Raw genomic sequence first — 17,297 nt, 5'->3', positions numbered from 1 at the left:
TAAACAATGATAATGAAAAAATATATAAGTCTGTTTTGGGTCTTTTTTGTGGCAGGCATAACTGTCTGTATGGCCCAAAGCAAAACAATTACCGGTGTGGTAATTGAGAAAGAAACCGATACGGGAATGCCCGGAGTAACAGTAGTTATTCCGGGAACGACCACCGGAACAGTTACTGATATGGATGGTAACTTTAGTCTTACCATTGATGAAAACACTACCACGCTGCAGGTTAGTTTTGTGGGTATGCAAACGCAGATGATTCAGTTGGATGCCCGCAAGCATTATGTGGTAATGCTCGAAAATGAATCGGTTGGCTTGGATGAAGTGATTGCAGTAGCTTACGGTACAACTAAAAAGAGTTCGTTTACCGGAGCTGCCAGTGTGGTGAAAGGGGAGAATTTAACCAAGATGCAATCGGCCAACCTGGCAAAATCCCTTGAAGGTAGTTTGGCAGGAGTTCAGGTAACACAAAGTTCGGGTCAGCCGGGCTCAGGAGGAAGCATTATTGTGCGTGGATTAGGTTCTATCTCTGCTTCGAAATCGCCTCTGATTGTATTGGATGGCGTACCCTACGAAGGATCGCTGAATTCTATTCCTGCGCAGGATATCGAAAATATGTCGGTGTTAAAAGATGCTGCCGCCAACTCAATGTATGGTGCACGTGGCGCAAACGGAGTGATACTAATAACCACTAAAAAAGGTAAATCGGGGGCTTTGAGTATTAATTTCGATTCGAGGGTTGGAGTCAACAGCAGGGGAGTACCTAACTACGATATCGTTACAGATCCGGCTGAATACTACCAGCTAAGTTGGGAGGCATTGCGCAATAGTTATTTAAATAAATATGGATATGCCGAAGCCGGCATGCAGGCATCGCAGGATTTAATTGATAATAGCTTAATATATAATGTTTACAGGGGTGTTTCCAATACCGAATTAATCGATCCGTTTACGGGTATGATTAATCCAAATGCCACAGAAACCAAATGGGGAAACGAGTGGGCAACAGTTCCCTTTAAAACAGGTATCCGACAAGAATATAACCTTAGCTTAAGCGGAGGTAGCGATATGTCAACCTACTATGCTTCATTCGGGTATTTGTCTGACGAAGGTATTATTGACGGATCGGAGTTTGAACGTTTAAACGCGCGTTTCCAAATTGATCAGAAGTTTGGCAGCCTGTTTAAGCTTTCAGGAAATATTGCATATACCGGTACTATTCAGAATTCGGCTGCTGCTGGTGGTGCAAGTCAGGGCAACCTGTTTATGTTTACCCAATCGGTAGCGCCTATTTATCCGGTATACTTGTATGATCTTGAAACCGGTGAGAAACAGTATCAGGCCAATGGCCAGCCGGCATACGATTATGGCGAAAGTACGGGCCGTCCTTTTGCTTCGTTAGCCAATCCGGTTGCCACAACCAAGGCCGACATCAACGATAATAAGGCCGATAACCTTACATTGCGCGGATCAGCTTTATTTAATATTATCGATGGATTAACCCTAACCGTAAACGGTGCTTACGATTTGTATTTTAATTACATGTCTACGTTTATGACACCTATTGGGGGTGATGCCCAGGGCGTTGGCGGTTTAGGTTATAAAACGTCTCAGCGATATGTGTCAACAAACTACAACCAGTTATTGAACTACGAAAAAACAATTGGTTCGCATACTGTAAAGGCATTATTGGGTCATGAGTCGAAGAAGAATAAAAACAACAACCTTTCTGGTAGTATGGCTAATTTCTACGATCCGTATAACCCTGAATTTGCCAATGCTACTTCATACCGGAGCCTTACATCAGGTTATAGCGAATATGCTTTAGAAGGTTATTTAAGCCGGTTAGAATACAATTTTGATAACAAATACTACTTGTCTGGAAGTTTCCGTCGCGATGGAACTTCTGTATTTCATCCAGATAGTCGTTGGGGTAATTTCTGGTCTACCGGTGCTTCGTGGCGTATTAGTCAGGAACAATGGATGAAAGAATATGCTTTTGTGAACGATCTTAAATTAAGAGCCAGTTATGGTACACAGGGTAATGATAACATTGGAACCTGGTATGCATACGAAGATCAGTATGTGGTTGCTGATATTGGTGGAGAAGCCGGTATTACTCTTAACTCAAGAGGTAATGCAGATTTAACCTGGGAGAAGAGTGAAAACTTTAATGTGGGTATCGAAACCTTTTTGTTTGATAAGCTAAATGTTAGTTTCGATTATTTTATCAAAACAACCCGTGATCTTCTTTTTCAGTATCAATTGCCTCTTTCCGAAGGCTTACCATCAACACAGTGGCGCAATTACCTTGATATGCGCAACAATGGAGTTGAGCTGGATATGACTGTTCATTTAATTAAGAAGGCAGGATTACACTGGAGTATTGGTTTTAATGCTTTACATTATAAAAATGAGCTGTTGACTTTGCCGCCAAATAAGGATCAGAATGGTTATTCCGATGGCTCTTTCTGGCGCGAGTTGGGTGGCTCTATTTATGATTTCTACGATTATAAATCGGCTGGTGTGGATGCCGAAACGGGTAAGGCATTGTATTACCGATACGAGTACGATCATTATAAAAATGCCATTATTACAGTGGTTGATAATACCGAAGATGCCACTTTTGTAAAGACCGGAAAAAGTTCTATCCCGGATGTAACCGGAGGTGTAAACTCGCAAGTATCATACAAAAACTTTGACTTTTCGGTTCAAACCGCTTTTCAGATTGGCGGTACGGTAATGGATAGTAATTATCAATCACTGATGGGAAGTAAAGTGGGCGGTAATTATCACCGCGATATGCTGAAGAGATGGACGCCTCGGAATACCAATAGCGATGTACCTATTTTATCGCACGATTACAACGATATCAATGCTTCGTCAGATCGTTTTTATACCGATGCATCGTATTTCAACCTGCGTAATATTACCCTGGGCTACACTTTGGGTAATCAGATGCTATCTAAATTCCATTTGAAAAGTGCTCGCATTTATCTAACCGGAGATAACCTGTGGTTGAAAAGTGCGCGTAAAGGTTTAGATCCGCGTCAGAGTTTAAACGGGGCAGTAGGCTTTAATTATGCAGCCATGAGAACAATGTCTGTAGGTTTATCAATTAACATGTAAAAGCAAACACTATGTGTAGATTAAAATATATAAAAATAGGGTTGATGATGCTGGTACTATCATTGGCCTCGTGTAGCAAAGATTATTTAGATACCGAGTATACAACCGGCGTGGGAGAGAAAGATTTAAAAGAAATTATCAAAGATGATCCTTCCAAGTTAAAAGCATTGGTAGACGGTTTGTATGCTTTTATGGTCAGTTACCAGGATGGAGGTAGCCACGACTCGTTTAATTTTACGGCTGTATTGCATGCAACCGATATGATGTGTCAGGATATTTCGCAGCCGGTGAGCCATTATTTCTCATGGGATTACCTGCATCAATATCGTTCGGCACCATACATACGCACAGCTTATAACTGGAATACCTTTTATACCCTTATTGCCAATGCCAACCGAATTATTGACTTGGTTGACAGAGATACCGAGGATAGCTTTTTCTTGAATTGCCTTGGAGAGACCTACACCATAAGAGGTATGTCGTATTTGTATCTGATACAGTTATACCAGGAGGTGATAACCAAAGAAACCATTAACTGGAATAAGCCGGGTGTGCCTATTTATTTAGCCGACGGAGATTCTATTTCGAAGGAACAACAAGAAGTATTAAAAGGGCGAAATACCGTTGAAATGGTTTTAAAACAAGCTGAACAGGATCTTTTATTAGGATTGAAACTGATTGATGGCTTTGACCGATCAACCAGCAAAAGATATGTTAATTCCGATGTTGTTCATGGTTTACTGGCTCGTTATTATTTATTAATTCAGGATTGGGATAAAGCAGCTGAACATTCGCAATTAGCACGACAGGGCTATGGTTTAATGAGTGAGAAAGAACTGAAAAGCGGTTTTTTGGATTTAAGCAATAATGAATGGATATGGGGTTTTGATCACAGTAACGAAACGCAAACAACTCTGGTTTCGTGGTTTTCGCATATCTCCAATAATAGTCCCGGTTATGCCGGTATTCTTTCGGTTCGTGAGATTGATTATGCCTTGTATCAGGTAATACCCGATGACGATGTTCGGAAAGGTTTATTTAATAGCCCGGATGGAATGTCGGCTGAAGACTCAGTACGTTTTGAATCCTATTTCGAAACAGCCCCGAATATTACCCAGGAACTGGCCAGTTTAAAATTTGGCTGGGCCAACGACTGGACTCAGGATTACCCGTATATGCGTGCGGCTGAAATGTATCTGATCGAAGCAGAAGCCTACGCACACAAAGGCGAGTATGCCATGGCTGCAGAAGCCATTCGTCCATTAATGGAAAACCGTCAGCCGGGATGGGATATGAATGAAGTAGATGTAGAGTACGTTTATCTGCAACGCCGGATTGAATTATGGGGCGAGGGCTTTTCGTATTTCGATTTAAAACGCTTGTACCGCGGCATCAACCGTAATTACACCAATTCGAACCATAGCATTTCGGGACAGATAAGTGTGCCGGCAGGTGCTAAAAACTGGGTGTTTCAAATTCCAACCCGCGAAATACAGGATAATGTTCATATCAGCGAAAGCGAACAAAACGATTAAAGTTTAAATTATGAAGAACGTGATGAAAAATAGATTTAGTTTATTCCTACTTATCCTCTTTACCATGATGACTTTTACATCGTGCGAAGAAGAAGTTGATGCTGATAAGTATAACCATTTATCAACACAAGATTTACCTGTGTTGAGTGCCTATTACGATAGTTTAACTTTCGATCGTGTTTACCTAACAGCCGATATGGAACTCAAAGGTGATACTAATATTATCGAACATGGTTTTTTTATGAGTACACAAGAGGATTTTCCGACTGAGTCGACTCGTATCATCCAACATAATAAGGCAGGAGCCACTTTTTCTATGTTGGTTGATAAACTAATTGGCAGTACAACCTATTATTACAAAGCTTATACGTTTTCTGAGAACGGGTTTTCTTTTAGCCAGGCAGATAGTTTTACAACAGATGAGCCACCTGTATTTGAAGATACCTATTTGTTTGGTTCGTATAACCAAATAGACAATAGTATTCAGTACGGTCAGATTGATGGTGAGGAAAATGGTTACTGGGATCAATATGGATATTTAACCATTAGTCAGGTTGAGAACACCTATAACCAAATTGAGATCTATAACTTTTGGGGTTATGGTCGCACAATTATTGGGGTTATTGATTTTGAAAAGAAAGAAATTAGTATTAGTCCTCAGGAGATAGCAGCCAGCGCTAATCATGGTAGTATAATGATGTATCTATGGTCTTATTCAGAAGGGAATATGCAAATTCATCTGGAAGAAAATGTGGTTGCCACCTATGATGAAGAAGGAAATATAATTATGCCTTACTGGGGAGGTTTTGCATTTTATGAAGGTAGCTATTATACCTACGAAGCCTGTTACGAGACACTACTAATTAAAAAAGATTTGTAATGAAGAAGATAAAATATATAGCCGGTTTATGTTTGTTATTAGTGATGCTTGCTTGTGGTAAGGAAGATGGAGATACAACGCCACCTACCATTACTGTAAATGCTCCGGTGGCAGATCAGTATTTTTACAGAGGAAATCCCATAAAGCTCGATGCCATTTTTCAGGATGATGTTGCCTTGAAAGATTGCAGGGTTAACCTGATTTTTGTTGAACCGTTGGAACCTGGTATTGGAAATTTATCATTAAAAGGGATTGATACGCCATGGCAACCCGATGAAATGAAGATTCCTTTGGGAGAAACCTATCATGAGATAAAAGATTTGGTATTATTTAACGATTATATTCCTTACGAAATTCAATCGGGGTACTATACCTTAAAATTTGATCTGTACGATCTGGCAACTAATCCGGCCCGATATACAGTAGACATTATTATAGAATAGCTTATTCTAACATAGCTTAATTGAAGAGCCTGGCACGAGCCAGGCTTTTTGTTTTTATGAGCTCCTTAAATTATGTAATACTAAGCAAAAAGAAGTCTTTTATCGCTCTAAAGAATATATATCTTTGCAGCATTGAACCATTTACAACTGATTAATGCTTATATATAAAACCATTAATCAGTTTTATTTTGAAAAGAAAAGGAGAATGATAGACCACGAACAGACATCAGCGTTAATAAACAACGATGCCGTTGTTTTAGGAATTTTAATAGTATTACTGGGAGCCATTTTTTATACAAGTAGCTCATCTAATTTAATATTTAAGAGGTTTTACAAAATTGTACCCAGCCTTTTGCTGTGTTATTTTTTACCTAGTTTATTAACCACTTTTGGCATTGTTGATGGCGAGCATTCGCAATTGTATTTTGTAGCTTCCCGTTATTTGTTACCTGCCAGTTTGGTTCTTTTAACGCTTAGCATCAATCTGCGCGAAGTATTTAAATTGGGTAGTAAAGCTCTGATTATGTTTTTAACCGGTACGGTAGGAGTAATTATTGGCGGACCATTAGCCATTTTAATTGCTTCGGCCATTAGTCCCGATTTAATTGGTGGGATCGGTCCCGATGCAGTTTGGCGAGGTATGACAACCATTGCTGGTAGCTGGATTGGAGGAGGAGCTAACCAGGCTGCCATGTACGAAATTTTTGAACCGTCAGACCGATTGTATTCCATCATGATTACAGTAGATGTGTTGGTAGCTGAAGTTTGGATGGCCGTATTGTTGATCGGTGTTGGTAAATCAGATAAGATTGACAAATATTTTAAAGCAGATTCAAGCAGTGTTACTCATTTGCGCGATAAAATGCATGAATTTAGCCAGAAGATAGCTCGTATTCCTTCGTCAACCGATATAATGGTTATTTTGGCGATTGGCTTTGGTATAACCGGAATTGCACATTTGATGGCTGACTTTTTAGCTCCTTTTATCGAAAACCATGCACCGTTTTTGAATCGTTTTAGCCTAACTTCAAAATTCTTTTGGTTGATCATTTTATCAACGACTATTGGTATTGCTTTGTCGTTTACTAAACTTCGCCAATATGAAGGTGCCGGAGCTTCAAAAATTGGAACCGTATTTATTTATGTATTGGTTGCCACCATTGGCATGAAGATGGATGTGACTAAGATATTTGATAATATTGGTTTATTTGCCGTGGGTGGCATCTGGATGATTATTCATGTGGTATTATTGCTTATTGTTGGCAAGCTGATTAGAGCACCTTATTTCTTTTTGGCTGTGGGAAGTAAGGCTAACATTGGAGGTGCTGCCAGTGCGCCGGTGGTAGCTGCTGCCTTTCATCCATCATTAGCACCAGTTGGTGTTTTATTAGCTGTTTTGGGTTATGCATTAGGAACCTATGGTGCCTGGATGTGTGGATTGTTAATGCAGACTGTAGCACCATAATTAAGATATTTAGATTTTTTTTGATCGAGCCCGGCATTAGTGTCGGGCTTTTTATTTTGCTGAGCATAAGCAAAAACTCATTGTATAGCTGTGCAACCAAATATATTTCATTTGTTTTTATGGTTGATCGATTCTATTCTAACAAAAACAGAATTTGTACACATCTTTACACTTAATAGATTGTAATTTGCACTTCAATTATATGACACAATTCTATGAAACAACCTTTACATCTTTTGCTAATTGTAGTAATTGCCTTAGGAATAGCAAAAACAACCTATGCGCAGTCAAACGGAGATATCATCTCTGTTGAAGGAAAAAGTTATCAAATAGTTGGTGATAACATGATAACGAATCCCGGGTTTGAAAATGGTTATACGGGGTGGACAGATGCTACCACTTCAGCCGCCCAACTCACCAACGACAAATTTACTTTATACTCATCCGGGGGTATTGATAATTCACAATACCTTGTTGGTACAGTAAACGAAAGCTCCAGTTCATCGGGATCAATAGGATCAGGATGGAATATCGAGGCAGGCAAAATGTATTACTTCTCGTATCATGTAAAATATCTCGATTCTTCAGCTGGTGCAGGTACAGAGCAGTGGTGTAAAGTTTCATTAACCAATAATAAAACTTCATCGACAGAGCCTGAGATATTAATTAATGCAACCGAAGTAAATGGTGGTGGAGCCTGGACTCAGAATCAGATTGTTTTTACCAATTCAACGCCATATAATTATATTGTTGCACGTTTCAGGTGGTTGAATAATCGATTGGGATTTGATTCTTTTTCGCTGTTTGAAATAGCCGAGATTGCCAATACAACAGCATTGGAAAATTTAATTACAGAGGCTGAAGCAATCTATGATGTAAATGCAATAGGTGCTGATGATTTGCAGGTAGCAATTAACGCAGCCAAAGATGCATTGAATGATCCAACTGTTGAAAATGTGAATCAGGCAATTGACAGTTTGGATGATGCAATCACTCAATTTAAGCTTTTGAATGCATCTGCCGATTCTCCGTTGGATATGACTGACAGAATCATCAACCAGGGTTTTGATGATAACTTGCAAGATGGTTGGGATGGTATTGGAGTTATCAACTATCATTGTGTTGAGTTCTATCAGAAGACCTTTGATATGAATCAAATGATAACAGGTCTTCCAGCTGGAAAATATCGATTGACAGCGCAAGGTTTTGAACGTCCTTCCAATAATGATGGAGGAGCAGCATATAATGCCGGAACAGAAGTTATTCATACATCCTTTTATGCCGGCACCAGCAGCTTTGCTCAAAAGAGTAGCTTATTTAATTCACTATATCAACACACATACACAGGTAGTGGCTCTTTAAATGGATATGTCAACTCCATGTCGAGTGCTCAAACAGTGATGACTGCTTCAGCAGATAATTATCTGATGGAGTTAAATGATATCATGTTAGATGAAGGAGACACACTTGTTTTTGGTGCTCGAAGTGATTTTCAGCAGAATTACTTTTGGGTATTATTCGATAATTTCCGGTTAGAATATATTGGTCAGTTTGATAGTAATGATTTGGCAATTGCCATAGAAGAGCAGATAACTGTTGCGCAAGGTCTGTTAGAAGAAAAAATGCAAAATACAGCAACTACTCTTTTAACAGAAGCTGTTCAAGAAGCTCAACAAACCATTGCGGCAGATCCTTTGATATACGATGATTTATATGCGGCTAATCAAAGTATTAATTCAGCAATTACAATAGCCAAAGCTTCAGTTCAAGCTTATATCAATTTACAAACGGCCATTGATGAAGGAACAGAAGAACTGGAATTGATATCAGGTACAAGAGCCGATAACCTGCAAACGGCTATCGATAATGCATTGTTGGTTGTTGGTAATTTAGATGCTTCTTTACAAGCACTGGCAGATGCTACCTCTGCTATCAACAATATTATTAAAAAGAAAATATACATTCCGGGCTGGATGATGGGGGATGTAAACGATCCGACAAATGCCTGGAGCATGGATCGAAGCAAACAGTCGAAAAACTGGATTGTATTTTGGGAACCAGGTTATGGTAAGGATCCGAGTGTGGTAGTTGATGGTAATTATCGAATTAATGTCGATCACCTGCTTGAAATAGCTGAAAATGCATATGAGTTTTATACCGATAGTTTGAAGTTTATCTCAAGAGATGGTTCAAAGTCGAGTCAATATAAAATGATAATCCGCTTGCGATATACACGTGATTGGGAAGCAAGTGGATCGGGAGTGGATGATATGATTGGTTTGTTAACGCTTACTGCCTGGTCTGCTCAAGTAGCCGGACATACAATGGCACACGAAGTGGGGCACTGCTTTCAGTATCAGGTGCATTGTGATAATAATAACCAAAACGGATGGATGTATGGTTTTGGTAGCAATGCTTCGGGCGGAAATGGCTGGTGGGAGCAATGCGCCCAATGGCAGGGGTTTAAAGTGTATCCGAATGAGCAATTTACTTCCAGTTATTTTGCCGGATATTTAAATTCTGCCCATAAGCATATTTTGCATGAAGCACCCCGATATGAAAATTACTTTATACAGGATTTCTGGACCTATAAGCATGGAATGGATTTTATTGGTCGTTTGTGGAATGAGTCGATAAGACCAGAAGACCCGGTGGAGACTTACAAACGTATAACAGGCATTAATCAGTCGGAATTTAATAATGAGATGTACGAATGTGCGGCTCGTTTCGCAACTTGGGATATTCCGGCATTAATAGATGATGGAACCAGTAGAATTCTGTCCCGTCCTCAAACCTCAATGGCAGATCAGGGAGATGATTATTGGTTGGTGAATGCATCTGATTGCCCCGAAAACTATGGTTATAACGTGATAATGCTAAACACTCCTACCACAGCAACACGCGTAAGTGCTTTCTTTGAAGGGAAAAGTGGGATGGCCGGATATCGCAGAAATAATATTTTGGCTGCCGGTTGGCGTTATGGATTTGTGGTTATGTTGAGAGATGGCACAAGAGTATACAGTGAGGTTGGTTCGGCTAGTTATAACACACCACAAGATACGCTTCATTTTGATTGCCCGAATAACGCATCACGTTTATGGTTGGTTGTTTCCGGTGCACCTACAACGCATTGGCGTCATGCATGGGATGATGATGATAGCAATGATGAGCAATGGCCTTATCAGGTGAAGTTTAATCATACCAACCTTTATGGACATAGTAATGTTGTTACTTCGGTTGATAATGGAATGGAGAATACCATACAAGTATATTCACAAAATAAAGAAGTCATCATTAATCAGTTGCCACAAAATGCAAGAGTCATGATTTATACTCTTACCGGTACTTTGGTGGCTAATGAATTACCGTCACATTCTACTTATAGCAAACAGTTGGCTAGCGGTATGTATATTGTTAACATTCAAAAAGGAGCGGAGAACTATACTCATAAAATTTTGATTCCATAAATAGATCATATCCTTCGCCTGAATATTATTTTTATCAGGCGGAGGATTTATTTAAGTTTTATGTGATCAGTTTGTTAGAAGGTTTCTTCCTTATCTTCTATTCCACCAAAGTATAAAACCGGTGACTGGTAAGCTGGCAATAATCAAGCTGATAAAAAAAGCCAGAATTTTTCCGGGTAAACCCAATATGGCTCCTGTATGAATATCGTAATTCATTTTATCCAGTTTGTCTGCAAAAACTGATTCTTCGTATCTGTCACCTTTTACCCTTATGGGCTCCAACGTATATCGATCATAGAAATACTCATTGTGTTTGTAGTATTTTCCTTTTATCAGGCTTACCACAATTTCAATCGATTCATCCTCTTCTCTTAGAGTGGGAGTCATGTATATGCGTTGAGGATTATTAAACTGTTGCATTGTTAAGTAAAAAGCTCTATCAATGGCAGGTATGCTATCGGAATCAGCCAGATGTGCATTTTTAATATCAGAATGAGGATGTTCGTGCTCAGGTTTTGATTCCCCGCCAGAAGTAAGGTAATAAAGCGAATTACCAAACCAGCTGAAGCTCCAAACCAGACCGGTTATGGCAAATACACACCCAAACAATAGAATGTAAAATCCCATAACATTATGCAAATCTAAAATCAACCTTTTACTGTTACTATTTCTTTTAATGGTAAGACTTCTTTTAAGCTGTTGTTTGCTCCATTTTTTAGGCCACCACATTATCAGACCGGTAATAAGAATGATTAAGAAAATAAGGGTACTTATGCCAACAATTTTGCTGCCTATGTCCTGTGGTAACCAAAGACGGCGATGACCATCTTCAATAAAATGGAAGAAGTTGAACCGGCCTTCTCCCAATGGCTCTTTCAATCTAATAAACTCTCCGGTATATGGATTCATAAAAACTACCTTAAAAGCAATCTTTCCATTTTCACGTGAAATAAAACCTACTGCAGCGGCACCTTCTTTGTCTTCGTATGTTAAGCCAGTAGGTTCAATGCCGGGAACATACCTCTTAGCTGTGTCAATCAATTGACTGGGGGGTACAAAATTCTTGTCCTGGGCTTCAACAAAGCGCCAAGGTTCAAGAGCATCTTCTATTTCTTGATGAAAGACATACAAGGCTCCTGTTATTCCCACAATGCAAACCACAATGCCTGATGCCAGTCCCAACCACAAATGCAGCCAGCTATTAATCTTTTTGAATGTTGAATTCATGTATTTATGAGCTTAAAAGATTTTAGATTCAGGATTTATTTAAAGTAGGAAAAAGGCAAATGCCGGCCCCTCGGGAGAGACCGACATTAGATGAAAGGGGGAATTAAAGTTTATAGATACCACCAATAAAATTGGCTTCAATTTCCGCACCGCGCACCGCTGTATAATCTGAGGTGTTGATGCGATATACATAAATGCTGTTGTCTTCAGGTATAGACATGTAAATGTTGCTTCCGTCTACAATTGAAACAGCTTCCAGTTTGCGTCCAATACCAGCATGTTCAGGAATACCATCGATGTAATTAATGGTTTCGCTGTTTAAATCCAATATGGCGGTTTGTAATGGAGAATCTGACCAGATCACCTGTTCACTTCTTACAGCCGTATTAATTTCGGTAAATACTTTACCATCGCCTAAATATACCAGGTGTGAAGTATTGTATCCGCCAGTTACATCTTCAATATCGAAGAAGAAATCGGTATCGAACTCAGTTTCACCGGCATTAATTTTTAAAATGCCCGATGGCTTGGTGAATTGGCTAAATCCATTTGCCGGGTTGCTGCCTGATGTAGCATAAACATTTCCACTTTCGTCTTTGATTAAACCAGCTTTGGTTCCAAATCCACCGATGGGGCCAACACGCGAATCTTCCATTACTTTCACAAAGGTTAATTCGGGGTAATTGAAAACAGCCACTTCTGCTTTGTCGGTTGAGGTAGTTGCAAAAGTATTGGGATCGCTGATATAGTAGCTAACAAAAACATAATCCCCACTTACCACCATGCCTGAGAAGGAAGGACCTGTCAGATCACTTAATTCTGATACCTGAGTATCAACAGTTGAGCTTATCTCAAGAGATGAGGTGTTGATCAGGTGTAAACGCACAATATCAGATGAAGATGACATTTCAATGGCTACAACATTGCTGTTATCGCCTTTAACAACATCCTGAATACTGTTATTGAATGTTGCCAGGCTGGCTGTTTCATTCAGATTGCCTGCAGCATCTTTTTCAATAACATATAGTCCGGTTGCGCCCAATCCGCCGGCACAAAAAATCTTATCATCAATCTGGCTGTATGAGAAATAACCCATTTGAAGCATATCCTCACCAATAAATGAAAGAGATCCGCTCATTATATCGTTGAATGCAACCGAATAATACGAGTTATTAAAATTTTCACCATTAATACCGCCTGTAATAACAAATTCACCACCTGTAGTTTTACTGTCACCATCATCGCTACATGCCGAAAAAATTCCAATTGTAGCAAACGCTATTAATAGCTGCAAAACTGATTTATTAATTCTGAAATGCTTCATCTTTTAAATATTTATAATTATTTATTCTCTTGTTTTTTTATAAAGTGTATCTCAGCTTAATGGAGAATGATCTTCCGGGTTTTTGTAAATAAAATTTGTCATAGAGGCGCTCATTAGTCAGATTCCGACATTCAGCCGATACATTGTACTTTGAATTCTTCAATGCATAAGAAATCATCACATCATGTGACGTTTGTTTAGGAATAATGTAATTGCTGTTTTTCGACCATGAGAGGTAATAATTCTCAACGTAGTTGAAGAAATAATCACATGTAAGATTATCCCCAGTAGACAATAAGTTCTTCAAGGTGAAGCCGGCATTGGCGCTTCCGAATAAATACGGAATATTAGGTACCCTGTATTGATAATGGAAATTCTTTTTCCAGCCACCACCGGTGTATGAGTTATCGTAAATATATTCGGCCTGATCAGTTATATCCTGAAAAGTGATGTTGGCACCTATATGGAAAAGATCCTTAAACTGATATTGCACATTGGCTTCCATTCCAAGAGTGCGCGTCTGGTTCAGGTTGTCGTAATAAGTAACAGGACTGGCTATCTGAATAACCGTATAGATAAGGTCTTTGGCTTCGCGATAAACAAAAGTTCCACCCGCATTAAAGAAATGATGGGATCCAAGCTTAAAACGATAATCGGCTCCCAGATTAAGGTTATCACTTTGCTCCGGACCCAAATCAGGATTAGGATCGATAAACAAACCATCACCAAAGATCTCCAAAGGAGTTGGCATTCGATAGGTGTGTTCATAGGATAATTTTAGCTGTAACTTAGGCAATAGAAAATAGGAAGAGGCGATTCCATATCCTACCTTAGTTTGATCCGATTCAACAGCTTCTGTACGTTGTGTATCCAATCCAAAATCAAATAGTTTTGAGGTTTGTGCCTTTAAATGAAAGAGCTTTGCGAATGCTGTGGTTGTCCATTTTTCAGTGGCATCGAGCTTGTAAGCTAAACCAACTACATGCTTGTTCAGCGAACGCTGAAACTGGTTGGGTAAGTAATCGGGATTCTCCTCATCAAAGGATTCCCGTTCGAAATAATTATAAGAATAATTTAATGCCAAAGAATGAAGGGGGTTGAAAGCGTAACTGGTGTTAAACTGACTCAAAAATTCCATGTCGTCCAATGTGGTTAAGGTTCTTGAGTTCTCCCCATCGGTACTTCCTTCTATCTTAAAAGCTTCACCCAGCCAATTGTAACGTATTCCGCTTAAAGTATCAATCACCTGAGATTGATTGATGTTAACTGCACTATACAGACTTATATCCAATCCATCGGTGAATAAATTTTTTTTGCTATACCTAAATGTTGGGATAAGCGATTTGCTGTTTTGCACAATTCCACCATAAACTGTGGCCATGGTAGCACCATGTTGAACCTGTTTATCATTTGCTGAGACAATCAGTCCAATTAAAATGTTATCAGCATAGGATTTATCAACCAAGCCTGTTTCAATCTTAATGGTTCCAGATCTGTATCTGTCATGAAAGCGTTCAACGTCAGCGGTGTCAACTATGACATTGTCACTGTTGGTAATGGGAACCCACACCTTGTAGTTATTGTCAGAGTAATTAAGAAAGGCATTTCCTCTGATGGTAAAGCCGTTCTCTGTATTAGTGCGGGCAAAGTTAACAGAAGCCTTATGTGTATTAAATGAACCGTAAGAGTAGGATAGATCAAGGAAATTTTGTTTTTTATTGGTGATGATGTTCACGGCTCCACCCAGTGCATCGGTGCCTAACCAAACGGGTACAACACCTTTGTAAACATCTATTCTTTCAATCATATTCACCGGTATATCAGCCATACTTAAAGATGAACCGAAATTATCCATGGGTAGCCCATCCATGAAAAATTTCACCTGATCGCCCGAAAAACCATTAATAGTGAAATTTATATTCGACCCTAAGCCACCTTCTTCAGTGATACGTACTCCTGGTACTTTATTTAAAATTTCTTTAGCATTGGCGGTGCTGTTAAAGAGATCTTCGGTTGACACAGAAGTAACCGAATAAGCTTGTTCGTTAATTTGAGAAACTACCGATTTACCAGTTACTTCTATATCTCCTATCTTGTATGTTTTTTCATTAAGAACAATATTTATTGAGTTAGAACTCTGGTTGTTGATCTGAATAGGAGATGCATATGATTCATAGCCCATGTAGCTGGCTAAAATAATGTAGTTCCCAGTCGGTGTGTTTTGTATTTCAAAGTTGCCATCAAAATTAGTAACAGTCCCAAATTCGGTACCTTTCAGTACTATATTAACTCCCGGAAGCGTTACTCCGTCGGATGATATTACTGTACCCTTCAATACTACTGACTTTTGGCCAGTAACAGATTGAATGGTAACGCTTGTCATCAACAATAACACTGCCCAAGTATAGCTTAATCTTTTCCCCACTAAAGTCTTATTTTTCCTTAATTCAAGTTTTACATCCTTACAACATCAAATCGTTAAAAAGATGATGCAAACATACATGTGGAAAAAGGACTCATCAATCCCTATTATTAGGGAAATCTGTTACTATTTTGTTAAATGAAATGGGCTACTGAATGTCTTCAATTAATATCGATCTACCGTTGAAATTAATTGTGTCTCCTGCTTTCTTATCCTTTAATGCCTGGCCTATTGGAGAGGCTAATGATATAGAGAAGTAATTGTTATTGTTGAGTTTAATTTTGCCCTGGGCAATGCTGAAGAAATAAATACCCAGATTGGTCTTTACCAGACTTCCGAAACCTACTTTATTATAAACCATTGAAGAATTGACTTTTGAAAGGTCGCTTTGCGATTGTTTGAGTTGAGCCATCTGACTCTTCAGATTATTCAGTTCAATCTGCATCATCTCACGACCCGTCTCAAATTTATCACCGGCACTACTTTTGGTATCATTTTGCATCGATTCAATGGTTTCTTCCATTGCTTTATTAAGAATACTGATTTTGTCATTCAGTAATTCATTCATTTTGTTTATAAGTTGTTTTTTTATTTCGATGCCAATTTCCATTCTGCTAAATTATTCAATTTGTAGGATATCTTTCCCTAAATAAAATGATGTATATTTAAGAAATACTTTTAAAACTAAATCAAATGTTTCTCTTTATTGGTGGCCCGGAATGGATAATTATTTTAGCAATTTTCCTTTTTGTATTATTATTACCATTAATAGCGTTGATAAATATTCTGAATCACGAGTTTACCGGTAATAATAAAATTATTTGGGTTTTAATCGTTTTGTTTTTGCCGTTTTTAGGATCTGTTCTTTATTTTGCAATGGGCAAAAATCAAAAAATCACAAATTAAAAAAGCCTCATAAATAATTATTTACAAGGCCTTTTGTTCTCATAGATTTTGATAGGATAAGTTAAGTGCATTATCCCAATGCATGTTTCTTTATGCTGGTTCTTTACATATTTGATGAGCTAACACTTTAATTTCTAAGATAGCTCCGTGTAGATCGGTAATTTCATCTTCGCTAGGTTGTTTAATGGTATATTTATCCAATGAGCAAATTTCTTGTATGCTCTCGTATTTTAATATACGCTCTTTTAATTCTAAATCGAGATCTATTTCGCGTTCTAATCCGTAAACCAGATCTGAGAAAGTATGATTATCAGGTAAGTTATCTTTAAAATCAAGGATGGCCATTACATAGCTTTCAAATCCCATAGATAACATGTTGTATCTGATGTCGGTACCAAATTTACTAGGCTTACCTGGTTTAGGCATTCCGTTTAAATATTGATCGCCTTCAGCCAGCCAGTTTTTCCAGTTGTTTTCTTTAATCATCATAATAAAA

The 17,297-nt window shown here is 38.6% G+C and carries 12 protein-coding genes; 7 read left to right on the top strand and 5 right to left on the bottom strand.

The genetic code is table 11. The features are described from left to right. Positions 1-12 precede the first annotated feature (12 nt). From KEM10_RS10780 to KEM10_RS10755, 6 genes are all read left to right on the top strand, one after another. A complete protein-coding gene (locus KEM10_RS10780) occupies positions 13-3,132 on the top strand; it encodes a SusC/RagA family TonB-linked outer membrane protein (protein WP_212216007.1) in 3,120 nt (1,039 codons plus the stop codon). 11 nt (positions 3,133-3,143) lie between these two features. Then, positions 3,144-4,667, top strand: a complete 1,524-nt coding sequence (locus KEM10_RS10775) for a RagB/SusD family nutrient uptake outer membrane protein (protein WP_212216006.1) — start codon at positions 3,144-3,146, stop codon at positions 4,665-4,667. 10 nt (positions 4,668-4,677) lie between these two features. Further along, positions 4,678-5,547 (top strand): hypothetical protein, encoded by an 870-nt coding sequence (locus tag KEM10_RS10770; RefSeq protein ID WP_212216005.1) that lies wholly within the window; start codon positions 4,678-4,680, stop codon positions 5,545-5,547. Beyond that, on the top strand, positions 5,547-5,990 hold the full coding sequence (locus tag KEM10_RS10765) for a hypothetical protein (RefSeq protein ID WP_212216004.1): 444 nt from the start codon (positions 5,547-5,549) through the stop codon (positions 5,988-5,990). Before KEM10_RS10770 ends, KEM10_RS10765 begins: the two co-directional genes overlap by 1 nt. A gap of 205 nt (positions 5,991-6,195) precedes the next feature. Beyond that, positions 6,196-7,455, top strand: a complete 1,260-nt coding sequence (locus KEM10_RS10760) for a DUF819 family protein (RefSeq protein ID WP_212216003.1) — start codon at positions 6,196-6,198, stop codon at positions 7,453-7,455. A 215-nt stretch (positions 7,456-7,670) separates the two neighbouring features. Next, complete coding sequence (locus tag KEM10_RS10755; RefSeq protein ID WP_212216002.1) at positions 7,671-10,922, top strand: DUF6055 domain-containing protein; 3,252 nt, start codon at positions 7,671-7,673, stop codon at positions 10,920-10,922. 90 nt (positions 10,923-11,012) lie between these two features. On the opposite strand, the gene KEM10_RS10750 is transcribed toward KEM10_RS10755, so the two are convergent. The 4 genes from KEM10_RS10750 to KEM10_RS10735 form a co-directional block, all read right to left on the bottom strand. Next, a complete protein-coding gene (locus KEM10_RS10750; RefSeq protein WP_212216001.1) occupies positions 11,013-12,149 on the bottom strand; it encodes a PepSY-associated TM helix domain-containing protein in 1,137 nt (378 codons plus the stop codon). Between the two features lie 103 nt (positions 12,150-12,252). After that, entirely contained in the window at positions 12,253-13,473 is a 1,221-nt protein-coding gene (locus tag KEM10_RS10745) for a DUF4374 domain-containing protein (protein WP_212216000.1), read from the bottom strand. Positions 13,474-13,510: 37 nt separating this feature from the next. Continuing rightward, complete coding sequence (locus tag KEM10_RS10740; RefSeq protein WP_212215999.1) at positions 13,511-15,898, bottom strand: TonB-dependent receptor; 2,388 nt, start codon at positions 15,896-15,898, stop codon at positions 13,511-13,513. Positions 15,899-16,043: 145 nt separating this feature from the next. Further along, positions 16,044-16,463, bottom strand: a complete 420-nt coding sequence (locus KEM10_RS10735; protein ID WP_212215998.1) for a hypothetical protein — start codon at positions 16,461-16,463, stop codon at positions 16,044-16,046. A gap of 125 nt (positions 16,464-16,588) precedes the next feature. Here KEM10_RS10735 and KEM10_RS10730 point away from each other — a divergent pair, with 125 nt between their 5' ends. Then, a complete protein-coding gene (locus tag KEM10_RS10730; protein ID WP_212215997.1) occupies positions 16,589-16,801 on the top strand; it encodes a PLDc N-terminal domain-containing protein in 213 nt (70 codons plus the stop codon). 90 nt (positions 16,802-16,891) lie between these two features. Here KEM10_RS10730 and KEM10_RS10725 read toward each other — a convergent pair whose 3' ends face one another. Then, the gene (locus KEM10_RS10725) at positions 16,892-17,290 is read right to left on the bottom strand and encodes a hypothetical protein (protein WP_212215996.1); all 399 of its coding nucleotides are present in this window, start codon (positions 17,288-17,290) and stop codon (positions 16,892-16,894) included. Positions 17,291-17,297 lie beyond the last annotated feature (7 nt).

It is taken from the genome of Carboxylicivirga linearis, assembly GCF_018271995.1.
GTDB classification, from domain to species: domain Bacteria; phylum Bacteroidota; class Bacteroidia; order Bacteroidales; family Marinilabiliaceae; genus Carboxylicivirga; species Carboxylicivirga linearis.
This window is presented reverse-complemented; position numbering and strand designations above follow the sequence as displayed.